This is a genomic window from Archangium gephyra (assembly GCF_049060025.1).
Classification (GTDB): domain Bacteria; phylum Myxococcota; class Myxococcia; order Myxococcales; family Myxococcaceae; genus Archangium; species Archangium gephyra_A.
The window spans coordinates 4,482,483-4,508,528 of the sequence record NZ_JBMEQQ010000002.1 but is presented as its reverse complement, the minus strand read 5'-3'; the positions used below and the strand labels follow the sequence as shown (position 1 = coordinate 4,508,528).

At 69.1% G+C, this 26,046-nt stretch carries 20 protein-coding genes and 1 pseudogene; 13 read left to right on the top strand and 8 right to left on the bottom strand.

The genetic code is table 11. The features are described from left to right. Window positions 1–22: 22 nt before the first annotated feature. From ACN28I_RS19625 to ACN28I_RS19610, 4 genes and pseudogenes are all read right to left on the bottom strand, one after another. On the bottom strand, window positions 23–595 hold the full coding sequence (locus ACN28I_RS19625) for an ABC transporter substrate-binding protein (protein ID WP_420948669.1): 573 nt from the start codon (window positions 593–595) through the stop codon (window positions 23–25). A gap of 28 nt (window positions 596–623) precedes the next feature. Next, a pseudogene (locus ACN28I_RS19620) lies at window positions 624–1,679 on the bottom strand (ABC transporter substrate-binding protein); the annotation flags it as partial. Then, the gene (locus ACN28I_RS19615) at window positions 1,676–2,524 is read right to left on the bottom strand and encodes a glycoside hydrolase family 16 protein (RefSeq protein WP_420943507.1); all 849 of its coding nucleotides are present in this window, start codon (window positions 2,522–2,524) and stop codon (window positions 1,676–1,678) included. The pseudogene ACN28I_RS19620 and the gene ACN28I_RS19615, both read right to left, overlap by 4 nt. Next, entirely contained in the window at window positions 2,521–3,747 is a 1,227-nt protein-coding gene (locus ACN28I_RS19610; protein ID WP_420943506.1) for an ROK family transcriptional regulator, read from the bottom strand. Before ACN28I_RS19610 ends, ACN28I_RS19615 begins: the two co-directional genes overlap by 4 nt. 677 nt (window positions 3,748–4,424) lie before the next feature. Between ACN28I_RS19610 and ACN28I_RS19605 the strand changes: the two genes are divergently transcribed. From ACN28I_RS19605 to ACN28I_RS19575, 7 genes are all read left to right on the top strand, one after another. Then, the gene (locus tag ACN28I_RS19605) at window positions 4,425–6,665 is read left to right on the top strand and encodes a di-heme oxidoredictase family protein (RefSeq protein ID WP_420943505.1); all 2,241 of its coding nucleotides are present in this window, start codon (window positions 4,425–4,427) and stop codon (window positions 6,663–6,665) included. A gap of 100 nt (window positions 6,666–6,765) precedes the next feature. Further along, window positions 6,766–7,173, top strand: a complete 408-nt coding sequence (locus ACN28I_RS19600) for a hypothetical protein (protein WP_420943504.1) — start codon at window positions 6,766–6,768, stop codon at window positions 7,171–7,173. Between the two features lie 193 nt (window positions 7,174–7,366). Then, window positions 7,367–7,783: a hypothetical protein gene (locus tag ACN28I_RS19595; RefSeq protein WP_420943503.1), complete on the top strand. Its 417-nt coding sequence runs from the start codon at window positions 7,367–7,369 to the stop codon at window positions 7,781–7,783. After that, window positions 7,707–9,128 (top strand): hypothetical protein, encoded by a 1,422-nt coding sequence (locus ACN28I_RS19590; protein ID WP_420943502.1) that lies wholly within the window; start codon window positions 7,707–7,709, stop codon window positions 9,126–9,128. The genes ACN28I_RS19595 and ACN28I_RS19590 overlap by 77 nt, the downstream gene beginning before the upstream one ends. Then, window positions 9,125–10,519, top strand: a complete 1,395-nt coding sequence (locus ACN28I_RS19585) for a glycosyltransferase family 39 protein (protein WP_420943501.1) — start codon at window positions 9,125–9,127, stop codon at window positions 10,517–10,519. The genes ACN28I_RS19590 and ACN28I_RS19585 overlap by 4 nt, the downstream gene beginning before the upstream one ends. A gap of 169 nt (window positions 10,520–10,688) precedes the next feature. After that, window positions 10,689–11,378, top strand: a complete 690-nt coding sequence (locus ACN28I_RS19580; RefSeq protein WP_420943500.1) for a colicin E3/pyocin S6 family cytotoxin — start codon at window positions 10,689–10,691, stop codon at window positions 11,376–11,378. Window positions 11,379–11,398: 20 nt separating this feature from the next. Further along, entirely contained in the window at window positions 11,399–12,208 is an 810-nt protein-coding gene (locus ACN28I_RS19575) for a DUF7683 domain-containing protein (RefSeq protein ID WP_420943499.1), read from the top strand. Between the two features lie 12 nt (window positions 12,209–12,220). Here ACN28I_RS19575 and ACN28I_RS19570 read toward each other — a convergent pair whose 3' ends face one another. Beyond that, window positions 12,221–13,477, bottom strand: coding sequence for a C39 family peptidase (locus ACN28I_RS19570; protein ID WP_420943498.1), 1,257 nt, complete (start codon window positions 13,475–13,477; stop codon window positions 12,221–12,223). A 41-nt stretch (window positions 13,478–13,518) separates the two neighbouring features. Beyond that, window positions 13,519–14,928 carry a M20/M25/M40 family metallo-hydrolase gene (locus ACN28I_RS19565; RefSeq protein ID WP_420943497.1) on the bottom strand — a complete coding sequence of 470 codons (1,410 nt, stop codon included), beginning with the start codon at window positions 14,926–14,928 and terminating at the stop codon, window positions 13,519–13,521. A gap of 46 nt (window positions 14,929–14,974) precedes the next feature. Between ACN28I_RS19565 and ACN28I_RS19560 the strand changes: the two genes are divergently transcribed. From ACN28I_RS19560 to ACN28I_RS19550, 3 genes are read left to right on the top strand one after another with little or no spacing between them, the layout of a single operon-like run. Continuing rightward, window positions 14,975–16,000: a dipeptide epimerase gene (locus tag ACN28I_RS19560; protein WP_420943496.1), complete on the top strand. Its 1,026-nt coding sequence runs from the start codon at window positions 14,975–14,977 to the stop codon at window positions 15,998–16,000. Further along, window positions 15,997–17,199 (top strand): DUF819 domain-containing protein, encoded by a 1,203-nt coding sequence (locus tag ACN28I_RS19555; protein WP_420943495.1) that lies wholly within the window; start codon window positions 15,997–15,999, stop codon window positions 17,197–17,199. The genes ACN28I_RS19560 and ACN28I_RS19555 overlap by 4 nt, the downstream gene beginning before the upstream one ends. A 26-nt stretch (window positions 17,200–17,225) precedes the next feature. Further along, on the top strand, window positions 17,226–18,893 hold the full coding sequence (locus ACN28I_RS19550; protein WP_420948668.1) for an amidohydrolase: 1,668 nt from the start codon (window positions 17,226–17,228) through the stop codon (window positions 18,891–18,893). A gap of 41 nt (window positions 18,894–18,934) precedes the next feature. Here the strand turns inward: ACN28I_RS19550 and ACN28I_RS19545 are convergent, their stop codons facing one another. Then, entirely contained in the window at window positions 18,935–19,123 is a 189-nt protein-coding gene (locus ACN28I_RS19545) for a double-CXXCG motif protein (RefSeq protein ID WP_420943494.1), read from the bottom strand. A gap of 18 nt (window positions 19,124–19,141) precedes the next feature. Beyond that, window positions 19,142–20,506, bottom strand: a complete 1,365-nt coding sequence (locus ACN28I_RS19540) for an alanine/glycine:cation symporter family protein (protein WP_420943493.1) — start codon at window positions 20,504–20,506, stop codon at window positions 19,142–19,144. Between the two features lie 159 nt (window positions 20,507–20,665). Here ACN28I_RS19540 and ACN28I_RS19535 point away from each other — a divergent pair, with 159 nt between their 5' ends. The 3 genes from ACN28I_RS19535 to ACN28I_RS19525 all read left to right on the top strand — a co-directional run bounded on the left by ACN28I_RS19535 (window position 20,666) and on the right by ACN28I_RS19525 (window position 25,990). Further along, window positions 20,666–21,868 (top strand): M14 family metallopeptidase, encoded by a 1,203-nt coding sequence (locus tag ACN28I_RS19535; protein ID WP_420943492.1) that lies wholly within the window; start codon window positions 20,666–20,668, stop codon window positions 21,866–21,868. A 60-nt stretch (window positions 21,869–21,928) separates the two neighbouring features. Then, a complete protein-coding gene (locus tag ACN28I_RS19530) occupies window positions 21,929–24,382 on the top strand; it encodes a TonB-dependent receptor (protein WP_420943491.1) in 2,454 nt (817 codons plus the stop codon). 825 nt (window positions 24,383–25,207) lie between these two features. After that, window positions 25,208–25,990, top strand: coding sequence for a hypothetical protein (locus ACN28I_RS19525; RefSeq protein WP_420943490.1), 783 nt, complete (start codon window positions 25,208–25,210; stop codon window positions 25,988–25,990). Window positions 25,991–26,046: the final 56 nt, after the last annotated feature.

Genomic DNA, 26,046 nt, shown 5'->3' with positions numbered 1-26,046 from the left:
CGCCGGAAGACGTAGTTCATCGTCAGGGCTCCCTCGGGGCGAGCGTCGTCAGCACCAGCAGGCTGTCGGGCTCGGCATGGGGGGACAGGCGCGCGTAGGGATTCTGTGCGCTCGGAAAGCCGGTGAAGCGCTTGGAGCTGGACTCGCCCCAGGACGGGTTGGGGAAGAGGGGAATGGCCGGCGCCAGCTCGGAGAAGCGCCGCTGCACCCCGGCCATCAGCTCCTTCTGCTTCTCGGGCGAGCTCTCCGTCTCGAAGCGCGTCAGCAGGGCGTCCGCCTCCACGTCGCCGAAGCGGTGCCAGTTGGCAGCGGCCACCTCGCCCACCGGGCGCACCGTGCGCGGCGACAGCAGCCACTTGTAGAAGGTGTACGGCGTGGGCCCGTCCAACGACCAGGCGATGGCGAGCTGGAACTCCCCCTTCTGCAGGCGCGCGTACCAGGCGCCGAACTCGTACGTCTTGAGGTGCGCCTGGATGCCGAGCTTTCTCAAGTCCCGCGCCAGTACCTGCCCGGCGCGCACCCAGTCCGACCAGCCGCCCACCACCTCGAGCCTCCAGCTCCAGCGGCTGTCCGTCCGGCATCCGCCGGAGACCATCCGGGCCGCGCTTGAGCCCCGCCTCGTCCATCAGCCGGTTGGCGGCCGCCTCGTCGTGGCGCACCCACGCGCCGTTGGCGGCCTGCTCGTCCCGCCAGCCCGTATAGGAGTCATTGAGGGCCGTGGCGTCCGCCGGGCGCGTGTAGCCGTACATGGCGATGTCCACCAGCCGCTCCCGGTCCAGCGCCATGCTCAGCGCCTTGCGCACGCGCACGTCGTCGAAGGGCGGCCGACGGGTGTTCGGGTAGAGGAAGACGGTGCTGCCGTAGAGCGGGAACCAGCGCGCGTGGTGCGCCGGGTCCTTGGAGACGAAGGTGCGGTCCACCGCGGGGACGAAGTTGCCGGCCCAGTCCACCTCGCCCTCCACCAGGGCCAGGTTGGCCTGGTCATTGGTGGGGAAGGCGAGGAAGCGCAGCGCGGAGACGGCCGGCTTGCCGGGCTGCCAGTAGTGCGGGTTGCGCCCCAGCTCGTACACCTGGTTGCGGAAGACGTTCACCTGGGTGAAGGGCCCCGTGCCCACCGGCTCCGGGTTGGTGAACGTCACCGGATCCTTCACGTGCTCCCAGACATGGCGCGGGACGAGCGGCTGGTGGGCCAGCTCCGCGAAGCCGGGGATGTAGACGCGCGAGAACTGGAACGCCACCGTGTGCGTCCCTTCCGCGCGCACGTCCTCCAGGAAGCGCCACGCGCCCCCCGCGTCCAGGGCCGCGTGCTGCTTGAGCAACTGGAAGGTGAAGGCCACGTCCTCGGCCGTGAAGGGCCGCCCGTCGCTCCAGCGCACGCCCTCGCGCAGGGTGAATCGCAGCGTCCGGTGGTCCTCGGACCAGGTGTGCGCGGTGGCCAGCCACGGCGTCCACTGGCCGGTGGACGGGATGAACAGCTCCAGGCACTCATAGACGCCGGCCCGCGTGGGCCAGCGTGCCCCCGCCCCGGTGAAGAGCGGGTTGAAGTTGCGCACCCACGCGCTCTGCTGCTCCACCGAGACGAACAGTGTGCTCGGGGGCCGCGGGCGGGACTCCGAGGTGCAGGCCACCAGCAGCAGGAGCACCAGCACGAGGGGCAGCAGCCAGAGCGCGGGCTTCATGGGGCCCTCGAGTAGACGCGGACGTAGTCCACCTTCATCTGCTGCGGGAACACGGTGGAACTGTCCGGCGGCCCCAAGTAGTTCCCGCCCACCGCCACGTTGAGGATGATGAAGTGCGGATGGTCGTACACCCACCGCGTCCCGGGGGGCAGCTTCGAGGGCGTCACCTCGAAGAAGGTGACGCCGTCCAGCAGCCAGCGGATGCGGTTCGGCTCCCACTCCAAGGCGTAGATGTGGAAGTCCTCGTAGAGCTTCCCGCCGCTGACGGCGAAATCGGAGCCGATGTTGCCCCCGCCGGAGTAGCCCGGCCCGTGCAGCGAGCCGCGGGTGATGGCCGGGAGCTGGCCCCGGTACTCCATGATGTCGATCTCCCCGCACTCCGGCCAACCCACCTCGCCGATGTTCGCGCCCAGCAGCCAGAACGCCGGCCAGATGCCGCGCCCCACCGGAAGCTGGATGCGCGCCTCGAAGCGGCCGTAGGTCTGCTCGAAGCGCCCGCTCGTGTTGATGCGCGCGGACGTGTAGCTCTTGCCCTGGTAGTTCTCCTTGCGCGCGGTGATGACCAGGTTGCCGGTGCCGTCCAACGAGGCGTTCTCCGGCCTCGCGGTGTCGAACTCGAGCTGCTCGTTGCCCCAGCCGTGTCCTCCCACGTCGTGCATCCAGCGCTCGGCGGAGGGCGGGGTGCCCGCCGTGCCCTCGAACTCGTCCTGCCACACGAGCTGCCACTCCGGGCCTGGCTGCGAGGGGTTGGCCGGTGCGTCGGGCTTGGTGGTCCGGTTGGCCGCGGGGTCACACGCGAGCGTACCCAGGGCGGCGAGCCACGGGAGGAGACGGGAGCGGGTCATGCGGTCTTCCTGACGTGTTGGAGTGTGAAGAGGGAGCGGTCGCGCAGCGCCGCTTGGAGAACGAGGGTGGCCGCGCCGACGGCGATGGCCCGGGCGCCCAGCGCGGAGGTGACGATGCGCGTCTCCGCCATGGAGGTGGACAGCGCCCGCTTGCGCACCGACGCGCGCAGGGGATCCAGCAGGAGGTCTCCCACCGAGGAGATCTCCCCGCCGAGCACGACGATGGCCGGGTTGAGCAGGTTGAGCAGGCCCGCCACGGCGATGCCCAGGTAGTGCCCCAGGCTGTCGATGATCTGCCGCGCGGCCGGCTCTCCCGCGCGCGCGCCTTCCACCAGCTCGCGCACCGTGAGCGTCCGGCGGCCTCGCGGACCCATCAGCTCCCGGGCGCGCTCCATCAGCGCCGCGGTGCCAATGAGGGTGACGAGGCACCCGCGCAGCCCGCACACGCACTGCGGCCCGGACGGATCCACGGCGATGTGGCCAATCTCACCGGCGGTGCCGCCGGAGCCACGGTAGACGTCCCCGTGGATGATGAAGCCGGAGCCGATACCCGTGCCCAGCTTGATGTACGTCAGATCCTCGCCGCCGATCCCCGCGCCCCAGTAGCACTCCGAGAGCGCGCCCAGGTTGGCGTCGTTGTCCACGAACACCGGCATGCCGAAGGCGGACTTCAGCCACTCCTGCAGGTCGTAATCGCGCCACGCCGGCACGATGAGCGGGGACAGCTTGCCCGGGGCGGACGGGTGGACGGGGCTCGGCACGGCCACGCCCATGCCCACCACCGAGCGGCGGGGGACGCGCTCGGCGTCCAGGCACTCCTGCACCAGGTCCCGCACCTTCTGGAGCGTGCCCTTGGGGTCATCACGCACCGCCTGGGTCGAGTGCCGGTGGGTGCGCACGCGCCCGCGCAGGTCCGTGAGGACGGCCGTCACGTGCGTGGCACCCAGCTCCACGCCGATGATGCTGAAGGCATCATCACAGAAGCCGATGAGGGTAGGGCGGCGGCCACCCCGCGACACCCCGGCGCCGATGTTGCGCACCAGGCCGCATTGCTCCAGGTCCGCGACGATGGCGGACACCGTTGACGGGCTCAGCTCCGTCCGCCGGGCGATCTCCGCCCGGGAGAGCTGCTGCTCGCGCCAGATCATGTTCAGCAACAGGCTGCTGTTCTGCGCGCGCATGCCCGCCGCGTCGACCGTCGATTCCGCCGTTCCCACTCTCATTGTGCGCTCACGCTCCGTTCCGCCGCGTGGAAGCCATGGGGGGGCCCACCTTCCGGTCTCGGACGCGGCTGACACCGATTGTGTACTGCTTCGGCACCGTCGTGAGCGGGACTTCCTTCAACTCCCGTCGAAAGCCCTCCACGCCCGTTCCCATGCCCACCAGGAAGGTGGCCTCGGTATCGCTGCATCGCTGGCACCCCTCCTCTGCTCGGTGGCTTCGTGCGTACGCCGAAGAAACAGGATGTTGCGGAGAACCGGGTCCGCGTTGCGCGCCGCGTCACCGGGGACGCCCTGCGACAGAGGGAAAACCGCCCTGACGCACGCCCGGTGCGGCCCACCGTGACTCCGGGTCCCCTCCCCATTTCCTCGTGAACGCGCCTGAGTTCGTTCGAGTGATGAAGAAAGTACCAGCGACCTGCTAGGGATTGCAAGTATCCTGGTGGTTGCAGGTGGGGGGAGCGCGCTGGTCCGCGCATGCCGCGGTGCGGCGTTTCGTCCACCCGGCAGCGCAGAAGTTGTTACAAAGTCAACATTATTAGGTGGGTTTACCGAACTCTATAGGAATTCGGGCCTACGAGCCTAACATGGGGACTTCCTTCGGACGATGGAGTTTCTTCTGTTCCCGTGCGGAGGACTCGACTGGAGAGAAAACACATATGAGAACCAAAGCTGCAGGAATGGCAGTCGGATTAGCCGTCGCCACGATGCTGGTGAGTGCCGCCTTCGCGGCCGCCACGTTCGGGGTCCAACCCTCGGGCTCGTCGGCGATCTTCTTCATCAACACGACGTCGTGGGCGGACATCCACTACAAGGTCAACAACGGTGGCCAGCTCAACGTGCGGATGACGGTCGTCAACGGCCGCAACGAGTACACGGTGACGGGCCTGGCCGCGGGCCACTTCGTCGACTACTCCTTCACCTACTGGGACCTGGCCTGTAACTGCGCCGTGGACACGACGTGGACGCGCTACACCCATGCCGGCACGGGCGGCGGCACGGACGCGGGCACCGGTGGAGGCACGGACGCGGGCACCGGCGGCGGCACGGACGCGGGCACCGGCGGTAACACGGGCCCCATCGTTCCCCTCTTCAACAGCACCACGGCGCTGGAGCCGGCCACGGTGCAGGACACGTCCACGGCGATCATCACCCGCGTGGGTGACCGCGTTCGCGACCGTCATGCGCGCGAGGACCAGTACCAGGCCTACGACCACTACCTGTCGCGCTACTTCGAGAACCGCACGCACTACATCGAGATCGTGGACGAGGTGGCCAAGGGCGGCAGCCGGATCGTCGTCAACCTCCACTCCATCTACCCGTATGACAGCCCGGACTTCCGCGCGTTCTTCCGCGGCCTCAACACGGAGGCCGAGTACTTCCACAACGCGGACTTCATCAAGGTGAACGACTACCACCACACCGCCAGCGTCAACTTCAACGCCAAGGAAGGCCGCGCCATCCGCGTGGGTGACCGGATGGAGCTGGAGATCGGCGTGTTCCTGCGGCAGCCCGTGGAGGGCCGCTTCAACTACTACTCCACCATCATGCTGTACATGGTGGGCACCGGCGGCATCGTGCCGCTCGAGGTCTCCGGCGCCGTCCAGGACTCCTTCCCGATGCCGGCGATCGGCCAGAGCGGCGGCCGCACCACGGGCAACCAGCACCTGTCGAACGAGCCGGACAACCACTTCCTGCAGATGGCGCTGAACATGGCGCCGGCGAACGCGCAGCCCTTCGTCGAGGGCCGCCGCATCCACCACACTGATTTCGGTGATGGCAGCCACTCCGAGCCCAACAACCCCCTCTTCACGGTCCAGGCGAACAAGCTCGGGCCCAACTACATCGCGCGCTCCTGCATCTCCTGCCACGTGCAGAACGGCCGCGGCCTGCCGCCCGCCGTCAACACCTCGCTGAGCAACTACACGGTCAAGGTGGGCCGCGTCAGTGGGACCACCGTGACGGCGGATCCGTTCCTCGGCTACCGCATCCAGCCGCGCAGCACCAGCGGCACGCCCGAGGGTGACGTGCGCATCGCGAGCTGGACCACCACCAGCGGCACGTTCACGGACGGCACGCCCTACCAGCTCCGCAAGCCCAACTACAGCTTCCTGAACGTCACGCCCACGAACTACTCGGCGCGCATCACCCCGCAGCTCGTCGGCATCGGCCTGCTGGAGGCGGTGCCCGAGTCGGCCATCGCCGGCCTGGCCGATCCCACCGACAGCAACGGCGACGGCATCTCCGGGCGCATGCAGACCGTGACGGATCCGGAGACGGGCGCGGTGCGCCTGGGCCGCTTCGGCTGGAAGGCCGGCTCGGCGCGGGTGCGTCACCAGGTCGCCGAGGCGCTCCGCAATGACATCGGCGTCACCAGCCCCGTCTTCACCACGCTGGACTGTGGCACGTCGCAGACGGGCTGCTCGGGCACCAGCACGGAGCTGAGCAACACGGATCTCGACAAGCTCACCCGCTACATCGCCCTGCTCGGCGTCCCGGCGCGCCGCGACTACCGCGACACCCAGGCCCTTCAGGGCGAGACGCTGTTCCGGAACGCCGGCTGCGCGAAGTGCCACACGGAGTCGCTGACCACGAGCGCGTACGCTCCGCACACGGAGCTGCGCAACCAGGCCATCCGTCCGTACACGGACCTGCTCCTGCACGACATGGGCCCGGGCCTCGCGGACAACCTGCCGGAAGGCCAGGCCTCCGGCTCCGAGTGGCGCACGGCTCCGCTCTGGGGCATCGGCCTGACGGCCGGCGTCAGCGGCGGCGAGGCCTACCTGCACGACGGCCGCGCGCGCAACCTGACCGAGGCCATCCTGTGGCACGGCGGTGAGGCGCAGGCCGCGCAGCAGGCCTTCGTCCGGATGACCAGCACCGAGCGCAACGCGCTGCTCCGGTTCCTGAAGTCGCTCTGATGCCGCACGCGTAGGTTGCCCGAGGGGACCGCCACCGCTTGTGGGGGCGGTTCCCTCTCGCGTCTTGGCTCGGCCCCATTCACCATGCGAGCTTGAAGCGATGAAGCAGGTCTTCCAGGACGAGTACTTCACCGTTTTCGTCGATGAGCGGATGCGCATCGTCCGCACCGTTCGCAGCGAGAAACCCTTCGACTCGTTCGAGGAGCTCGACGGCATCTTCGCCCGGCTCGCCGCGGCCCTGGATGCGGTGGGGCGCTCGCGGTATGGGATTCTCGCCGATCTCCGGGCCACTCCTGGCCGGAACGATCCCCAGTTCGAAGCGGCCCTCGAGCGTCTCCGTCCCCTCTGGACCGGCGGCTTCCGGAGGATCGGCGTGCTCGTGCGGAGCAGCGTGGGCCTGCTGCAGATCCAGCGTCATGCCCGGCGCGACGGCGTCGAACGGATGATCTCCAAGGACGAGGGCGAGCTGCTGGAGTACCTCACGCGAGACGTCCAGGCACCTCGCTGAATCTATCAACACATCCCGCGCGGCACGGTGCTGGTCCCGGGGAAGGACCGGGTGCTGGATTCCCGCTCCATGCTGGAGAGCGCCCAGCAGGCGGGGCCTCGGCTGAACGTGGTAAAGCTGGAGGGTTGCAGCCACTTCGCCCTGTGGGACCGCCCTGACGCGCGCCCCCCATTGTCCCCCTTTCTCGAGCCTCATGCGCAGCAATAGCCGGACATCCGTCCTCCTCGCCGGAGTCGCCATCCTCTCCATCGTCGCGCTGCTCGGCGTGCAGACCTGGGCCACCGTGGCCCGCGACGAGATGCCCCTGTTCTCGCTGGTGCACGCGGCGCCGGACGGCCGGGTGTTCGTCCTGCTGGATGGGAACCTCTACGTGGAGAGCCCCACGGGCGAATCGCTCGAGGTCATTCCGCTCAGCCGGTTCGGCGTGCAGCACTTCGAGGGCGACTTCGCCGTGCTGTCCGACGACAGCATCATCCTCGAGCGCGGCCGGGTCCGGGGCGAGGAGCCGCTGCAACGCTGCGCGCTGAAGACCGGTGAGTGCCGGGAAGCTCGACGGGGCGGGCGGCGAATCGCTCCAGGTGGGCGTTGCGTTCCGGCTCGCGGTGGATGAGCCCCATCAGCGCATCCGGGTCGCGTATACCGCGCACCATCAGGTGCTGCTGTCGGACTTCGAAGGGCGCGTCCTGAGCAGGCAGTTCAGGAGCTGCCGGTACCCCAGCGCGATGGCGCGTATCGCGGAGGACGAGTTCCTGGTCTCCGATACCCGGGGGGCTCGCATCGTGCGCGTCAGCGGCCGGGACGAGGACTTCGGCAAGGAGCTCGGCGAGTTCAGTGTCCAGGGCTGGTCGGCGCAGCCGGGTCATACGCGCCCGAAAGGGGTCGCCATCACCGGGGACGGCACGCGCTGGATCGTGATGACGGACGAGAACATCGGCAACGGTGAGCTCTACCGGCTGGGCAGGGAGGCCAGCACGCCCACGCGCATTCCCCTGCCGGAGAACACGGACACGATGTTCCCGGAAGCGCTGGCCGATTCGGTGCTGTTGCCCGACGGCGGCGTGTACCGGATCCACCGGTTCACCCTCGACGGGACGCGCATGTCGGACTTCGGCTCGCCGGAGCTGAAGGCGAGGTTGGCCGGGTTCGCTACCCGCACCAGGACGCTCGGCTTCGTGTTCAAGGGGAGCTACATCGGACTCCTGCTCGTCTCGCTGCCCATGCTCATCGCCGCGCTGTGGATGCAGCGCAAGGCGGCCACCGCCGAGGAGTGGGTGAGCGGTCCGGTGGAGTCCCTGGCCGGTGACGGCGAGCCGTACCGCAATCCGGAGTCCCGGTCGCGGGAACTGCGGGGCGAATACCTGTTCCAGCGGCGGTTCACGGTCCTGGACGCGCGTGAGGTACGGCGCGTCGGCCTGCTGATGGCGGTGCCCTACGCGTTGTTGTGCTTGCTGCTGCCGCTCATGCTGGTGGGCTCCATGGCTGTCCTCAGGCCCTCCGGAGACTGGAATTGGGGGCCCATCGTCTGGTTCTTGGGTCTGGAGATCGTGGGGCTGGGCTGTATGGCGGTCTGGCACTTCCAGTGTCACAGGCACGAGCGCCTGTCGCTCGATGCGCGGGGCCTCCGCTATGTCTCGTCCTTCAGCGGGCTGCTCGCGCCTCTCCATCGCCTGGTTCCAAGCTGGGAACTGGCGTGGGAGGAGATCGAACACATCACGCTGAGAGCGGCGGCCGGCGGGCGGGCCGGTGCGGGGTGGTACTACGAGCTGCGGGACCGGAGCGGCAAGAAGCGGCGCATCAACGCCTTGTCCTGGCGCCTCGTGGGTGAGGATGAAACCGGGCTGACGCTGCAATCCGCGCAGCGCTTCAGCCCCGCGGAGATCCAGGCGGTGATTCGCAAGACCCGCCTCCACCGCCAGCTTGCCGAGCACCTGCCCGCGCTGACTTCATCCCGATGAAATCTTCTTCACCCTTCGAGCCCGCGTGGGAGCGGAGAATCGCCGTCGCGGGCGCGCTGCTCGCCGTCGTGGTGGTGGCGCTCAAGCGAGGCCGGCAGCATCCGGACGAGGTCTTCCAGTTCCTGGAGCCGGCGCATGGGCTGGCCTTCGGGTATTGGCTCGTGGCCTGGGAGTGGGTGGAGGGCCTGCGCAACTGGGTCGTGCCTGGGGTGCTCGGGGGCATCCTCGCGCTGTGCGGACGGATGGGGCTCGAGCACCCGTGGGCGCTGGCCACGGTGGTGTGGGTCTGCTGTGCCGCCGTGCAGGCGTGGGGCACCCTGGCGCTGTTCCGGCTCGTCGAGGAGCGGGATGGCCGCGAAGCCGCGCTCCTGGCGGCGGCCGTCCACGTCACCTGGGGCGGGTGGCTCCTCTACGCCGCGAGGCCCCTGGCGGACTCGCTGAGCGTGGCCCCGTTGCTCGGAGCGCTCCTGTGGGCCTGGCGCGCCCGTGCCCGCGACGGCCTGCGCGAGGGATTCTGGAGTGGCCTCCTGCTCGGCATGGCCTTCGTGGTGCGCTACCCCTCGGCGGTTTTTGGCGTGCCCATCGCGGTGAGCCTGCTGGCGGCGCGGCGCTGGCGCTCGCTGGCGGGCGGTGCGCTGGGCGTGGGCGCGGTGCTCCTGGGGCTCGGTCTGCTCGACTGGCTCACCTGGGGCGCGCCCTGGCACACCCTCTGGAAGTACTTCGAGTTCAATATCCTCAGCGGAGGCTCGGCGAAGTTCGGCACGAAGCCCGGGTGGTGGTACCTGCCCACGCTGGCGGGCATGGTGCCGCTGCTGCTCGTCTGGCATTTCGGGCGCGGGCTGGCGCGGTGGGATCTGCTCGGGGGCTCCTTCGTCTTCTACTTCGGGGTGATGTCCCTGCTCGCGCACAAGGAGGTCCGCTTCCTCGCGCCGCTGCTGCCGCTCTTCGTGGCCATTGCCGCGGGACCGGCCTGGCGCACGCTCTCGCAGCGGGTCCGCTCGCGCCGGGTGATGGGCGGGCTCGTGGGGGTGTACGCGCTCTCCTCGCTGGCGGCGGCCACCGTGCAGATGCCGGACGGGCTGGCCACGGATGAGATTGATGCCCTCGTCTTCGCGGGACAGGACGCCTCGCTCACCGGGCTCATCGTCGCTGGCCAGAAGGAATGGAACATCAGCGGCCGCTTCTATCTGCGCCGCGACGTGCCGCTGCTCGTGCGCCCCGAGCAGCGGGTGCGGGAACTGGACGGTGCACTCACGGAGCCTCAGTTCTCGCACGTGCTCGTGAACGGAACGGCACTCGGGGCGCCGCACGTGGAGGCGGCCGGGTTCTGCGTCCTGCGGCGGTGGGGCAGGGCGGTGCTCTGGAGACGGTGCCCCTCTCCGAGCACATGAAGCAGCCATTGGACGGCAATGAACATCCTCCCCTGGAGGATGGGTGGAGTCAGGTCCCGCTGCGATAGCTTCGTCCGGCAGTCGGTCTGAAGCGCGCAGGGGTGCACGAATGACTCGACGAGGTCTCCGGGACACATGGTGGCCCCTGTTCCTCTGTGGCCTTCTGCTCGTGGTCGCTCACGCGCACGCGGCAGGACCGACCGAGGATGAGCTGCAAGAGATACAGAAACAGCTTGCCCGGGCCCGGGCCGTACTCGAGCACCCGGATGTCCTGCTCGAGGAAGTCCACGCCCGGGCGCTCTCCAGCGGATTGGAGAAGACCGAGGCCGCCCTCCAGCGCTACCTGGAGCTTTCCAACCGGGGGAAGAAGCGTACGAGGCTCATGGTTCCCCTGGCCGCGGCCGGGGCCACGCTCGTGGCCGATGACATCACGGGAGTCGGCGTCGCCAACGACTTCCTGCTCCCTGTGGTGGGGCTCGGCCTGCTCGCCACCCAGTTGCTCACTCAGGCACCCGCGCCGGAGACGGAGGTCGACAAGGCGTGGCGCGGGGTGCTGGCTGAGATGCAGGCCGCAGCCCAGACAGCCAGACAAGTCAGCCAGTCCTCGTCCTACCTCCCTCCACCCAAATCATTGCCAGGATTTCCTGATGCCAAAGATGCGAAACGCAAGACTCCCATCAAGGATATTCCTGGCAAGCTTCGCAAGCGTTGGGTGGACAGCGACAGGATTCTCGAATGGGATAGCCGGCACGGCAGGCTCGAGGTTTATGACAAGGGGGGCAATCACCTGGGTGAGTTCGACCCGAACACCGGCGAACAGCTCAAACCTTCAGTCCCTGGCAGAACCATCGAACCCTGAGAACTGTTACAAGGAATGAAATGGTCCCAACAGGTTCGGATTGGATCATCTCCGCTCGAAGGAAAGACCTGCCAGAGAGTCTGGTCGCCAGACATGCCCTGCCCGATGCCTCCGCGGCCCAGCTCCGGGATGCGTTGGGGCTCCCCGATGATGAGAACGAGCCCGATCTGCTCCACTCCTATCCCATTCAGACGGGCGAGCAGGCTGTCCGGTTCGAACGGCTGTTGGGTATGCCGCTCCAGCTCGACACCTACGACTACTTCCTTGAAGGCGAGGTCAATACGCGTACGCCTCTTGCGGACTCTTCTCCAGGCAGACAGCCGGCGCGTTGGGAGATACTCGTCTTCCGGAAAGACGAAGATGATCTCGTCTTCGAGTATCAGCTCCCGCTCGTACCTGATGCGCAGACGCGTGCGCTCCTGGGCCCTCCGGTGGAGGACGTGGGTCACCACGTCCGATGGCGCATCACCCAGCCGGAGGTGGCTGACAGGCTGGCGCCCTACCTGCGCTTCCCGCTCGACCTCACGGCTCCTTACGATTACTCCCTCGACCACTGGGAGGCTCAAAGGACCCGGCCCTGTGTCCTGGCATACGTGAAACCGGTTCAAGCGCATCCACAAGAATTGGTGGCCGCTTATGAACTACACGGCGCCACGAAGGAGCGGCTGCGGCGCATCCTCGGTCTCGGCGAGGACAACCCGATGGCGGGCTGGTACCTCATCGAGACAGAGGCCCAGGCCGCCATGCTTTCGCCGTTTCTCGACCAACGGCTCGACCTGACGGCCTACGACTACACCGTGCAGTTCTACTTCCCCCGCAGCGGCTCCTGAGCCCCACAGGCCTCACTGCACGAAGGTGAGCGCGCCCGCGGGCAGGGGAGTGCCCGACGGCCACAGCACGTAGGCCGAGCGGCGCGAGTGGTCCCACGCCTTCAGCAGCTCCTGGCGCTTGTACGTCACGTTCACCAGCTCGTCGTTCGGGAAGGCGGGGTCATTGCAGATGACGTCCCCCTCCGGCGTGAAGCCCTTCACCACGATGAGGTGCCCGTCCGAGCGCTGCACGGGCGAGCCGCTCAGCTCCCCCTTCTCGTAGGCGATGCTGATGCTGACGGGAATCCCCTCGGCGATGAGCCGCTCCACCTGCGTGAACGAGTCGAAGCGCGCCACCAGCCCGGTCAACGCCCCGTCCCCGATGGCCGAGCCGTAGGCGGTGTTGAAGGGCCAGTTGCCCGTGCCCTCGTACACCGTGTCATACGTGTGCTCGGCCGCCACCGGTACCGGCACCACCAGCTCGTTGCGGCCCAGCTTCTTGCCCCAGTACGCCAGGATCATCGACACCGAGGTGGGCGAGCACCAGACGCCTCCATCCGGCGGGTAGAGCATCTGCGAGCGGCCCGGCACCTCCAGCACCGTTCCCCAGGCGCGCTTGTCCGAGGGCTCGTCCGCGGCCTTGCGGCCCGAGTCCGTCATCGCCGCCGTGAGCGCACGAACGCGCGGGCTCACCCCGGGCTTGGAGGAGAAGAGCCACACCTTCATCCGCAGGGCGTCGGCCTTCTTCTTGAGCACCAGCGTGTCGGTGAAGACCTTGCCGCTCTCGTCCTCCTGCCGGTCCTTGCTGTGGCGCGCCACCGTGCCCTTGTCGAAGGCCCAGACGCCGAAGTCGTAGTCCTTCGTCCACTGGCCCTCGACGCGCGCGGCGAGCGTCAGCCGCACCCACGTGCCCGGCGGCGTCAGCACGTCGAAGGAGGGCACCACGTTGTCGAAGCCGCCGGAGATGGTGTGCTCCTCCGAGGCGGCGTTGCCGAACACGTAGCTGCCCGCGGCCAGCGGCGTCTGCGCGTTGGGCGGAGTGTGGCTGGGGAAGGGATCGGCCTCGGAGCGGGCCGTCGCCGCGTCGAGCTCGAGCGCCCCTTCCGCGGTGAGCGCGGTGCCCTCGCGGATGAAACGCTCGAAGTCACGCGTCTGCGCGCTCTTCCTCCAGATCTTCGCCACGGGGCCTTGCTCCTCGGGTGTGGGCCTTGCCTGCCACGCGCACGCCGTCAGCGTGGAGGCCAGCAGGACCAGATACAGCGGAACTCGGGTCTTTGTCGGGGTCTTCATGGGGGCTCGCTCGGGTGCTGCTGGGGAAGGGGTCCGGGCGCTTACTTCGTCAGCTCGGACAGGAGTTGGTAGACGAACTCGGCGCCGGGCTGGAGCGAGGCCGCGGGAATCCGCTCGTTGGGAGCGTGGGCCGTGCGGGCGTCGTCCGGCGTGAGGGCGAAGAGATCGATGCCATAGGCGTGGATGCCCGCCCGGCGCAGCTCGCTGGACTCGGTGGTGCCGGTGGACATGCGGGGGAAGACGGGAGCGCCCGGCCACACCTTCTTCGCGGCGGCGGTGGCGGCCCGGAACATCGCGTTGTCGCCCACCGGCGAGGCGGGCGAGTCCGGCGGCGTCATGTTCAGCTCCACCTGGATGCCGCTGTCACCCACCGCCTCGACGAGCCGGGCGCGGAAGGCCTGGATGTCCTCGTCCGGGAGCAGCCGGCAGTTGACGGTGGCCTCGGCGGTGGCGGGGATGACGTTGGACCGGGTGCCGGCGTTGAAGATGGTGGGCACGCAGGTGGTGCGCAGCACGGCGGCCAGGGCCGGCTCCAGCCGGGCGATGGCGTCCACCGCCTCCTGGGGCGGGTTGTCCGGTGAGGCCGCGAGCTGCTTGAGGGCCTCGCCCAGCTCGCCGCCCGTCACCTTCACGCGGCCCTCCACGTTCAGCCGGGTGACGGGGGTGAGCCGCGTGGGGAAGGTGAGCGCTCCGACGCGGGCCACCGCCGCCGCCAGGCGCACCATGGGGTTGGGCGCGGCCGGCGGGACGGAGGAGTGTCCGCCGGGGCCGGTGGCCTTCAGCGTCACGTTGCGCGACACGCGCTCCGCGGCCTGGAGGTTGACGAAGCGCACCCGGCTCCGGTCCTCGGTCAGCTCCGTGAGGCCGCCCTCGTTGATGGCGAGCTCCGCCTCGCGCAGCTCGGGGTGGTGCTCCAGCAGCTTGTCGATGCCGGCCTTGCCGCCCGCCTCCTCGTCCGCGCTGAGCACCAGCACCACGTCGCGCTTCAGCTTCACCCCGTCGCGCTTGAGCCGCCGCAGCGCCAGCACGCTGGCCGAGGCCATGCCCTTGTTGTCCTGGACGCCGCGCCCGTAGAGGAAGCCGTCGCGCTCGGTGAGCGTCCACGGGTCCGAGGCCCACTCCTCCCTGCGGGCGGGGACCGTGTCCAGGTGGGCGAGCACCAGCACGGGGCGGGCGCCGCCGGTGCCCTTCAGGCGGGCGATCAGGTGGGCGCGTCCGGGCACGGGCTCGAAGAGCTGGGACTCGATGCCGGCCTCGCGCAGCCACCGCGCGGCCACCTGGGCGGCGGCGGTTTCGTTGCCCGGCGGGTTGGAGGTATCCACGGCGATGAGCTCGGTGAGCAGCGTGCGCATCTCCTCGGCCGCCCGGGGCGGGGCGCTTCGGGACGGGGCTGCGGCATGGCCACAACCCGGCACGGCCAGGAGGGCGAGAGCGAAGAACAGGGGGCGCATGCCGCCAGTCTATGGTAATGGCGGCTCTCCCTGGGAGGCTCATCGCATGTCACTTCCGATGGATGTCCGAGTCATCGAGCTACCCCTCCGCCACGCCTGGACGATCGCGCGGGGGACCAGCACCTCGAAGCGCAACGTCATCGTCGAGCTCCGCGAAGGGGGCCTGGTCGGCCGGGGCGAGGCCGCCCCCAACGTCCGCTACGGCGAGTCCGCCGAGACGGTAACCGCCGCGATGGAGAAGCTCGCCCCGGCGCTCGATGGCGACCCGCGTCATTTCCGCGTCCTGTCCGAGCGTATCGAGGAGGCCCTGCCGGGCAACCACGCGGCGAAGGCGGCGCTGGACATCGCGCTACATGACCTGGCCGGCAAGCGCCTCGGGGTGCCGCTCTACCGGATGCTGGGGTTGGACCCGTCGCGGATGCCCATCACGTCGTTCTCCATCGGCATCGACGACCCGGCGGCCATGGCCCAGAAGGTGCGCGACGCCGAGCCGTACCCCATCCTGAAGATCAAGCTCGGCGCGCAGTCGGTGCGCGAGATGTTCGGCGCGGTGCGGGCCGCCACCCCCAAGACGGTGCGGGTGGATGCCAATGAGGCCTGGACGCCGGACGAGGCGCTGAAGCACATCGAGTGGCTGGCGACGCAGGGCGTCGAGCTGGTGGAGCAGCCGCTCCCGGCGGCGGACGTCGAGGGCGCGAAGTGGCTGCGCCAGCGCTCGCCGCTGCCGCTGGTGGCGGACGAGGCGTTGATGATGGCCTCGGACGTGCCGAAGCTGGCCGAGGGCTACCACGGCATCAACGTGAAGCTGCAGAAGTGCGGCGGCATCCGCGAGGCGCTGCGCATCATCGAGACGGCGCGCTCCTGCGGGCTGAAGATCATGCTGGGGTGCATGGTGGAGACGTCGGTGGGCATCGCCGCGGGCGCGCACCTGGGGCCCCTGGTGGACTGGCTGGACCTGGACGGCAACCTGCTCATCTCGGCGGACCCCTTCCGGGGGCACCCGGTGGTGGAGGGGCGCATCCGGTTGGGTGACGGGCCCGGGCTCGGCGTGGAGCCGCAGTCCACTCCATGACGGAGCCGCTCATCCAGAGTCCGGTGGCGGTGCTCGCGGTGCTGTTGGCCGTGCTGGCGCTGCTGTTCTACGCCGAGCGGCACCCGGTGGTGGGGCGCGTCTTCAAGGTCCTGCCCATCCTCGTGCTCGTCTATTTCGTGCCCACGCTGCTGTCGAACACGGGCATCATCCCCACGAAGTCGGACCTCTACGGCTTCGTGTCGGCGTACCTGCTGCCGACGAGCCTGGTGCTCCAGGTGCTGTCGATGGATCTGCCGGCCATCTCCCGGCTGGGGCGCAGCGCGGTGGTGCTCTTCCTGGCGGGCACGGCGGGCATCGTGCTCGGAGGGCCCATCGCCTACCTGCTGCTGGGCTGGCTGGTGCCGGCGGACCTCGGGGAGCAGGCCTGGAAGGGACTGGCGGCGCTCAGCGGCTCGTGGATCGGCGGCAGTGCCAACTTCGTGGCCATCGGGCAGAGCGTCGGCACGCGGGAAGACGTCCTGAGCATGATGGTGGTCGTGGACGTGGGCGTGTCGAACATGTGGACGGCGGTGCTGCTCTACTTCGCGGGCCGCGAGCTGGCGATGGACACGCGCATGGGCGCGGATCGGCGGGCCATCGACGTGGTGCGCGGGCAGATGGAGCGCTTCCAGGCCTCGGTGCTCCGGCCCGCGAGCCTCACGGACCTGGTGTGGATCCTCACCCTCGGGTTCGGCACCACGGTGGCGTGCACGGCGCTGGCGAAGGCCCTGCCGGACATCGGCACCATCATCACGGGTTTCACCTGGGTGGTGCTGCTGGTGACGACGGTGGGCGTCGCGATGTCGTTCACCCCCCTGCGCAAGCTGGAGGGCGCCGGAGCCAGCCGGGTGGGCATGCTGTTCCTCTACGTGCTGGTGATGACCATTGGCGCGAAGGCCGACTTCCGGCGGCTGCTGGACGCGCCCGCGCTGGTGGCGGTGGGCATGGTGTGGATGGCCATCCACGCCGCCTTCATCCTGGGGACGCGGCGGCTGCTGCGGGCGCCCGTCTTCTTCGCGGCCGTGGGCTCGCAGGCCAACGTGGGCGGAGCGGCCTCGGCGTCGGTGGTGGCGGCGGCCTTCCACCCATCGCTCGCGCCCGTGGGGGTCATGCTGGCGGTGGCCGGTTACGTGCTGGGCACCTACGGCGGGCTGGTGTGCGCGCTGCTGCTGGAGCAGGTGCACCGAATCATCCACTGAGACTCGCGACAAAGGAGCTGCCGGTGATGCGTCCGATGGTGATGATCCTCCTCGTGCTCACCCTGGTGGGGTGCGCCACGTCGCCTCGAACGGCTCCTGGCTCCGGGGAGCCGGCGACCCTGGCCGTCCTGAATGCCCGGGTGTGGACCGGGAACCCGCGCCAGCCCTGGGCCGAGGCCGTGGCCATCCGGGGCGAGCGGCTCGCCGCCGTGGGTTCCACCGCCGAGGTGCGGGGACTCGTGGGCGCCGGCACGCGCGTCATCGATGCGAAGGGGCAGTTCCTCGTCCCTGGCTTCAACAACGCGCACGTGCACTTCATCGATGGTGGCCACCGGCTCGCCTCCGTGCAGCTTCGCGAAGCGAAGACGCCCGCCGAGTTCACCGCGCGCCTGAAGGCCTTCGTCGCCGCCGTCCCGAAAGGCACGTGGATTACCGGTGGTGACTGGGACCACGAGCTGTGGGGCGGGGAGCTGCCGCGCCGCGAGTGGATCGACGCCGTGACGCCGGACCACCCGGTGTGGGTCAACCGCCTGGACGGGCACATGAGCCTGGCCAACAGCGCGGCGCTCCGGGCGGCGGGGGTGACGGCCGCGACGCAGGAGGTGCCCGGCGGCACCATCGTGCGAGGCCCCCAGGGCGAGCCCACCGGAATCCTCAAGGACAACGCCCAGGCGCTCGTGGACCGGGTGAGGCCTCCGCCCCCGGCGGAGCTGAGCGACCGCGCGCTGGAGGCCGCCATGCGCTACGTGGCCGAGCAGGGTGTCACCTCGGTGCAGAACATGGGCACCTGGGAGGAGCTGGCCATCTTCGAGCGCGCGCACGCGGCCGGCCGGTTGCGCACCCGCATCTACGCCGCCGTTCCACTCGAGACCTGGGAGCGCCTGCGGGACACCGTGGCCGGGCGCGGGCGGGGCGACACGTGGCTGCGCATCGGTGGGCTCAAGGGGTACGTGGACGGCTCGCTCGGCTCACACACCGCCGCCTTCCACCAGCCCTTCACCGACGCACCGGCGGACAAGGGACTGCTCGTCAACACGCCCGAGGACCTCTACCGCTGGGTCTCCGGCGCGGACAAGGCGGGGCTGCACGTGATGGTCCACGCCATCGGGGACCGGGCCATCGGGCTCCAGCTCGACACCTTCGCCCGGGTGGCGGCGGAGAACGGGCCGAGAGACCGGCGCTTCCGCATCGAGCACGCGCAGCACATCGCGCCCGGGGACGTGAAGCGCTTCGCGGAGCTGGGAGTCATCGCGAGCATGCAGCCCTACCACGCCATCGACGATGGCCGCTGGGCGGAGCGCGTCATCGGCCCCGAGCGGGCGAAGACGACCTATGCCTTCAAGTCCCTGCTGGACGCGGAGGCGAGGGTGGCCTTCGGCAGTGATTGGTACGTGGCGCCGCCCACGCCGCTGGAGGGCATCTACGCCGCGGTGACCCGGCGCACGCTGGATGACCGGAACCCCGGCGGCTGGGTGCCCGAGCAGCGCATCGGCGTGGAGGACGCGCTGCGGGCCTACACGCTCGGCGGGGCCCATGCCTCCTTCGAGGAGCAGGAGAAGGGCACGCTGGAGCCGGGCAAGCTGGCGGACCTCGTCCTCATCGACCGGGACCTGACCCGCGTGCCGCCGGAGACGATTCGTGATGCGAAGGTGGTGCTGACGGTGGTGGGCGGGCAGGCCGTCTTCGAGCGCTGAGCCTGTCGCTGATCACGTTCTCCTCCTGAGTGGAGAGGTGTTCACGCCCTGGCTGGCAGGGGATGGAAGACCACGCCGTCCAGGCCCAGGCGCTTGCAGGCGTCGACGAAGCGCTCGGTGCAGACGATGACGGAGGAGAGGTCCTCGAGGCGGAACAGGTCCAATGTGACACAGGCGCTCAGCAGCACACCGAGGAGCGCCCACCCCTTCATGGAAGCCGGAAGGCTCATGTCTCCGAGGCTACCCCCTCAGGCTTGCGGAGGCGTGGCGGTGCCCACCTGTGATGCCTGCGTCTTGGGCTTGCGCAGCACCGAGGCGGCCACGCCGCTCAAGCCAATCAGGCCCACGATGTTGGGGAACACCTGCAGGCCATTCATCAGATCGCCCCAGGCCCAGATGGTCTCCACCTTGCCGATGGCGCCGAAGACGACCAGGCCGCAGTAGATCCACCGGTACGGTTTGGTGATGCGCAGGCCGAAGGCGTACTCGAGGAACTGCTCGCCGTAGTACGCCCAGCCAATCAGCGTGGTGTAGCCAAACAGGAAGGCGCAGAAGGCCACCACCCACCCGCCCACCGTGGGAATCGCCGTGTTGAAGGCCTGCGCCACCACCGCCGTGCTCGTCAGCCCGGACGTCCACGCACCGCTCGCCAGAATCACCAGCGCGCTGATGGTCGAGGTGACGCACGAGACGATGAACACCTCCATCACCGCCTGGAGTCCCTGCTTCACCGGTGCATCCGTCTGCGCCGTGCCGTACGCCACCGCCGCCGTGCCGTACCCCGCCTCGTTGGCGTAGATGCCCCGGGCGAGCCCGTAGCGCATGGCCGTCATCATTCCCACCCCGAGCGCACCTCCTCCAATCGCCTCCGTGGCGAACGCCTCGCGCAAGATGAGCGCGAACACCGACGGCAGCTGCGCGGCGTGCGTGACGATGACGATGAGTCCTCCCACCAGGTACAGCCCCACCTTCAGCGGCGCGAGCTTCTCGGCCGCACGGCCGATGCTCTTCACGCCGCCAATCACCACCAGCCACGTGAGCACCGCGAGGCCCAGGCCCGAGTACAGCGGGGGAATCGCGAACTGGCTCTGCAGCACCACGGCGATGGAGTTGGGCTGGGTGAAGGGCGTCGTCGTGAGCGCGGCCACACCCGCGATGGCCGCGTAGAGCCAGGCGAGCTTCGGCGAGCCGAGCCCGTCCTTCAGGTAGTGCATGGGGCCCGCCGACAGCCGGTCTCCTTCCACCTTGCGGTACTGGATGCCCAGCACGGCCTCGCAGAACTTGATGGCCGTGGCGAAGAAGCCGTACACCCAGATCCAGAACAACGCGCCCGGTCCGCCGCTCACGATGGCCGTGGCCACGCCCGCGATGTTGCCCGTACCAATCGACGCGCCGAGCGCCGTCATGAAGGCCTGGAAGGGACTCAGCGTTCCAGCGCCGCTCGCCCGGGCCGGGACCATGGCCCGCAGTCCCTCGCGGAAGTGCGTCACCTGTACGAACCGCAGCCGGACCGTCAGGAACACACCAGTTCCCAACAAGAGGGCCATCGTCCAGGGCCCCCAGACGGCATTACTGGCTACGTCGATCGCGTTGCGGATGGGTTCGGGCAGCATGGGTTCCCGTCATAATCCCATCCGCGCCTCCGGGGCACCCACCGGATAAAGAGAGGATCATCGTGACCGCCCCCTCCACCCCCCAGGCAGCTCTTCGCCCTCTGGGCCGACGTCCGCCTCCAGGGCCTGCCGCCCCCCGCGCTCGTCCGCCACCCGCACGTGCAGGCGCAGCTCCGCCGTCTCCACCAGTCGGCGCCGGACCTCTTCCAGGTGGAAGAGGTAGGACGCTCCGTGGAAGACCGCCCGCTCCACCTCGTCCGCGTGGGCTCCGGTCCCCGGCACATCCTCCTCTGGTCCCAGATGCACGGGGACGAGCCCACCGCCACCACGGCCCTGTTGGACCTCTTCGAGTACCTCCGCCGCCACCGCGAGCACCCCCGGGTGGCCCGGTTGCTCTCCGCGCTCACTCTGCACGCCGTACCCATGCTCAACCCCGACGGCGCCGAGCGCTTCCAACGGCGCAACGCGCAAGGCATCGACGTCAACCGCGACGCCCTGGCGCTCCAGACGCCCGAGGGCCGCACCCTCAAGGCGCTCCGCGACAGGCTCCAGCCGTCGCTCGGCTTCAACCTCCACAACCAGAGCTGGCGCACGGCGGTGGGGGAGGGCTCGCGCCGGCCCGCCTCCATCTCCCTGCTCGCCCCGCCTTTCGACGCATCGCGTAGCGACAACCCGGGACGGGTGCTCGCCAAGAAGGTCTGCGCCGTCATCCGGGATGCCCTCGAGCCGCTCGCGCCCGGGCAGATCGGCCGCTACGACGACTCCTTCGAGGTCCGCGCCTTCGGCGACAACCTGGTGCGCTGGGGCACCCCGACCGTGCTCATCGAGACCGGCCCGTGGCCCTCGGCCGAGCCCGACGAGCCGCTGCTCCGGCTCAACTTCGTGGCCCTGGTGTCCGCCCTGGAGGCACTCGCCAGCGGCGCGGTGGAGCACGCGGACCTCCAGCGCTACGAGTCCATTCCCCTCAATGACAGCAAGGGCATGCTGCACCTCGTCATCCGGGGCGCGCATGTCTTCGGCGAGGCGGGGGACGCCTTCCTCGCGGACGTGGGCGTGGCCGCGGCCCAGGCGGTGCGCACCCACGAGGGCACGGCCTCCGTCGTGCTCGCGGGCGTCATCGAGGAGCTGGGAGACCTGCGCGTCTACGGCGCCGTGGAGGAGGTGGACGGCACCGGGCTCACCGCCGTGCCGCTGCCCTCCGGGGACAGCTCCAGGGACATCAACGTGGGGGACACGCTGCCCCTGCCGCACCGCGGCGAGCGCGCCCTGCGGGTGGGCCTGCCCGCGGAGCTGATGTTGCTGCGGCCGGTGGAACCGCCGGGCCATTACCGCGTGGAGCGAATCCTGCGCTACGCGCGTTGAATTCCCAACTTTCGAAAATGTGACTAAGGTGTGACCCACTTCCCAGGAGGGGTCTTCATCTTGTCTTCGCACGTACGACTTGCTCGCGCGTGGTGTGTCCTGCTGTTGCTCGCCGGGACCAGCACATGGGCCGGCACCGCGGTCATCACCGGCAAAATCATCAACTCGGCCGACAAGAAGCCACTGCAGGACGCGGTGGTGACGGCCACCTCTCCGAGCCTTCAGGGCGAGCAGACGGTGGTCTCCGATGGCAGCGGCCAGTACCGGATTCCGCAGTTGCCGCCGGGCAACTACACGATTCGCGTGGACGCCCAGGGCTTCCGTCCCTTCTCGCGCGGTGACATCCAGCTCCGCATCGACCGCACCATCCGCTTCAACGTGGAGCTGCTGCCGGAGGGGGGCCTGAGCGAGGAAGTGACCGTCACGGCCTCTGCGCCGACGGTGGACGTGGCCTCGAGCACCTCGGGCATGAGCGTGGACGCCACCATGCTGAGGAACCTCGCGGTGAGCCGTCCGGGTTCGAAGGGCTCGGCCTCGCGCTCCTTCGAGTCCCTGGCCGAGATGGCGCCGGGTGCCCAGGAGGACACCTACGGCGTGAGCATCAACGGTGGCACCTCGCCGGAGAACCAGTTCGTGGTGGATGGCCTGTCGGTGAACGACCCGTCCGTGGGCACCATCGGCACGCCGCTCTCGGTGGAGTTCGTCAAGGAGGTCAACGTCATCACCGGTGGCTACATGCCCGAGTACGGCCGCTCCACGGGCGGCGTGATGAACGTGGTCACCAAGTCCGGCTCCAACGAGTTCCATGGCTCCGTGTTCGGCAACGTGGCCCCGGGCATCCTGCAGACGGCGGGTCCGGAGATCCAGCAGGCCGGCAGCGTCATCTCCGCCAAGGGCACGCCGTGGAACCAGGGGGACTTCGGCTTCGAGCTGGGTGGCCCCATCGTGAAGGACAAGCTGTGGTTCTTCGCGGGTGTGGCTCCGGCGTTCAACCGCATCCAGGTGGCGCGGCAGCTCAGCGTCCTGGACATCTGCACGGAGAAGAACGACGACATCGGCTGCTCGGACATTGGCGTGCCGCGCAAGGACACCGCCACGGGCTACCAGATCGCCACGCCCATCGCGGGCGCCCGGACGGAGCGCTTCGCGGACGAGCGGACCATCCAGTACATCGGCAAGCTCACCTACCTCTTCAACCAGGACCACAGCCTGTCGCTGTCGGTGTACGGCACGCCGACCTGGTCGGGCGGGGCCAACCGCTACGCCTTCAGCCGCGATGGCGCCCCCGAGGTGTGCGAGGGCTTGTCGTGCACGGCCTACGTCCAGGGGGCCTATGACTCCATCGCCACGCGCCGCACGAGCAGCGCGATGGACGTGGTGGCCAAGCAGAGCTCCTCCTTCTTCAACAAGTCGCTGCTGATCGACGCGATGGCCGGCTGGCACCGTCAGGACGCCACCACCCTCCCGTCCGATGGCTCGGGCCTCTCCTCGGACAGGGGGCTCTCCGCGATGCCCAACGTCACCTGGCGGCGCTCGCGCAACGTGTCGGGTGGGGTGACGCGGCGCGACTGGCACAGCATCACCGAGTACGAGCAGCTTGCGGACCCATCCGTCTGTGACTCTCCGGCGGGGATGCCCGCGGGGATGTACGCCACCCGCTGCCCCGTCACCTCGTACGTGGGCGGTGGGTCCGGCACCATCAACATCTCGAAGATGGACCGCTACCAGGGCAAGGTGCTGGGCACCTACCTGCTCGAGGCGCTCGGCCACCACGTCATCAAGGCCGGCGTGGACGCCGAGGGCGCCAGCTTCTTCCTCGACCGCGCGCGCACCGGGCTGACCACCTTCCGCGAGACCCTGGACGGCACCGGCTTCGAGAGCCGGGTCCAGTACGGCTACCTCGAGGCGCCGGACCAGCCCGTGCCCCTCCGCAGCCTGCGGGGCACCACCACCTCGATGACGATCGGTGGCTTCGTCCAGGATAGCTGGTCCATCCTCGACAAGGTGACGGTCAACGCGGGCGTGCGCTACGACACGCAGACCATCTGGGGCCTGGATGGCAAGGTGGGCCTGCATCTGCCCCACCAGTGGTCGCCCCGCATCGGCGTCATCTACGACTTCACCCAGCAGGGACGCTCCAAGCTCTTCGTCAACTACGCGCGCTTCTACGAGAACATCCCGCTCGACATGGCCGTCCTGTCGTTCCCCCAGCAGCAGCTCCTGTCGGCCACCTACAACGCGCCCCGGTGCAATCCCCTGGAGGCCGCCGACCTGCAGCCGGGTGGGGACTGCAACACGGACGACAACCGGCGGGTCGTCGGTGGCCCGGAGAAGCTCCAGCCAGAAGTGGCTCTCCGAGGGCGGAGATCGCGTGCCGGTGGATCCGAGGATTCGCGCCCAGTCCAGCGACGAGTTCGTCGTGGGCGGCGAGTACGAGGTGCTGCTCGGGCGCGTGGGCCTGATGTACACCCGGCGCTACCTCAACGACGTCATCGAGGACATGAGCCGCGATGACGGCACCACCTTCTTCCTGGGCAACCCGGGCAAGGGCTACTCGGGGGACTTCCCGGTGGCGCGCCGCGACTACGACGCGGTGAACGTCTACTACACCAAGGCCTTCTCCAATCAGTGGCTGGCCCAGGTCAGCTACACCTGGTCCTCGCTGCAGGGCAACTACTCGGGCCTGTTCCGCGCGGATACCGGCCAGCTCTCGCCCAACCTGACGCGCGACTTCGATCTGCTGTCGCTCACCGTCAACCGTGACGGCCCGCTGCCCGGCAACCGCACGCATGCCTTCAAGGCCTTCGGCGCCAAGGAGTTCCAGCTCGGCAAGGACCTGAGCCTCAACGTGGGGGGGGGCTACCGGGTCCGCTCGGGCGCGCCGCTCAACTACCTGGGCTACCACCCGCGGCGCAGCGGCTCGGAGACGTTCATCCTGCCGCGTGGCAGCGCGGGCGAGCTGCCGTGGATCCACAACCTGGACACGCACGTGGGCATCAACCGCAAGCTGTTCGGCAACTACACGCTCAGCCTCACCCTGGACGTCTTCAACGTCTTCAACTTCCAGGGCGTGACGGGCATGGACCAGACGTTCACCTTCACCCAGGTGCACCCCATCGAGGGGGGCGGCTCGGCGGCGGATGTGGAGGCCTGCCGGCAGCCGGAGGGCGATTGCAAGGTCAAGGTCTACGCCGCCAACACGCCGGTGGAGAAGCCCGCGCGTCTCCCCTCGGGCGATATCAACCCCAACTTCAAGAAGCCGACCTCATACCAGGCGCCTCGGTCCATCCGCTTCGGGATGAAGCTGAGCTTCTAGTGCGAGCACCTGGGAGAAACGCCATGAACCTTCGATTGATTGGATTGGGCACGGGCGCGGTGCTGGCCGTCTCCACCCTGGGTGCCTGTGGCACCTATCAGCAGGATCCGCAGTGCGTGGTGGCCAAGGGGACCTTCGCCACCGTCTACACGCTCAAGGAGGGGCAGGACGCGAGCCAGGCGTGCGCCCAGCTCAAGCCGGAGCGCGTGGGCCTGGAGAAGTACTTCAGCGAGGACCCCAGCGCCCCGGACTCGGTGACCATGCGCCCCCAGAAGATCGGCGGCGAGCTGGCGCACAAGGACACGCTGCTCGATCCAGACGCTCCCCTACAGCCGAACTCGGTGGGCGAGCTGATGACGGACGCCCCGGGTGAGGACAACTTCTGCGAGGTGCCCACGCTCACCGCGGCGCGGCTGGAGTCGCGGTACGGCGGCGTCAGCAAGGCTCCCGTCAGCCTCACCTACGCGTGGTCCAACCTGCGCATCTACAACACGCCGGAAATCCCGGGCACGCAGTTCACCGCCGAGCTGCACTACTCCGAGAACGGCTGCACCGCCGAGTACACGGTCAAGGGCATCTGGCCGGTGGTGAGCTGCTCGAAGGAAATCGAGCTCGACACCGATGCCAATGGCGATGGCAAGAAGGACAAGGTGAATGTGCCCGACGAGACCAAGTGCGATCCGAACCCGGATCCGTCCGTGGGCCGTTACCGCGGCTCGGGCATCAACCCCACCTTCCCGGTGAAGTGCGACCCGGTGGCGCTCTTCTGCGTGCTCACCGGTGAAGTGCCGTCCGACAAGCCCTGAGGCTCGCGTCAGGGCCTCCGCGTCCCCGCCTGGCCGGTGGGGGCGCGGAGGGGCTG

What these genes read in the sequence shown, in the direction of transcription:
- ACN28I_RS19575 (WP_420943499.1), top strand. Translation starts at nt 11,399, where the DNA reads ATGGTCCCAACAGGTTCGGATTGGATCATCTCCGCTCGAAGGAAAGAC.
- ACN28I_RS19605 (WP_420943505.1), top strand. Translation starts at nt 4,425, where the DNA reads ATGGCAGTCGGATTAGCCGTCGCCACGATGCTGGTGAGTGCCGCCTTC.
- ACN28I_RS19595 (WP_420943503.1), top strand. Translation starts at nt 7,367, where the DNA reads ATGCGCAGCAATAGCCGGACATCCGTCCTCCTCGCCGGAGTCGCCATC.
- ACN28I_RS19565 (WP_420943497.1), bottom strand. Translation starts at nt 14,928, where the DNA reads ATGCGCCCCCTGTTCTTCGCTCTCGCCCTCCTGGCCGTGCCGGGTTGT.
- ACN28I_RS19610 (WP_420943506.1), bottom strand. Translation starts at nt 3,747, where the DNA reads ATGAGAGTGGGAACGGCGGAATCGACGGTCGACGCGGCGGGCATGCGC.
- ACN28I_RS19540 (WP_420943493.1), bottom strand. Translation starts at nt 20,506, where the DNA reads ATGCTGCCCGAACCCATCCGCAACGCGATCGACGTAGCCAGTAATGCC.
- ACN28I_RS19585 (WP_420943501.1), top strand. Translation starts at nt 9,125, where the DNA reads ATGAAATCTTCTTCACCCTTCGAGCCCGCGTGGGAGCGGAGAATCGCC.
- ACN28I_RS19625 (WP_420948669.1), bottom strand. Translation starts at nt 595, where the DNA reads ATGGTCTCCGGCGGATGCCGGACGGACAGCCGCTGGAGCTGGAGGCTC.
- ACN28I_RS19560 (WP_420943496.1), top strand. Translation starts at nt 14,975, where the DNA reads ATGTCACTTCCGATGGATGTCCGAGTCATCGAGCTACCCCTCCGCCAC.
- ACN28I_RS19555 (WP_420943495.1), top strand. Translation starts at nt 15,997, where the DNA reads ATGACGGAGCCGCTCATCCAGAGTCCGGTGGCGGTGCTCGCGGTGCTG.
- ACN28I_RS19550 (WP_420948668.1), top strand. Translation starts at nt 17,226, where the DNA reads ATGCGTCCGATGGTGATGATCCTCCTCGTGCTCACCCTGGTGGGGTGC.
- ACN28I_RS19615 (WP_420943507.1), bottom strand. Translation starts at nt 2,524, where the DNA reads ATGACCCGCTCCCGTCTCCTCCCGTGGCTCGCCGCCCTGGGTACGCTC.
- ACN28I_RS19570 (WP_420943498.1), bottom strand. Translation starts at nt 13,477, where the DNA reads ATGAAGACCCCGACAAAGACCCGAGTTCCGCTGTATCTGGTCCTGCTG.
- ACN28I_RS19600 (WP_420943504.1), top strand. Translation starts at nt 6,766, where the DNA reads ATGAAGCAGGTCTTCCAGGACGAGTACTTCACCGTTTTCGTCGATGAG.
- ACN28I_RS19545 (WP_420943494.1), bottom strand. Translation starts at nt 19,123, where the DNA reads ATGAGCCTTCCGGCTTCCATGAAGGGGTGGGCGCTCCTCGGTGTGCTG.
- ACN28I_RS19525 (WP_420943490.1), top strand. Translation starts at nt 25,208, where the DNA reads ATGAACCTTCGATTGATTGGATTGGGCACGGGCGCGGTGCTGGCCGTC.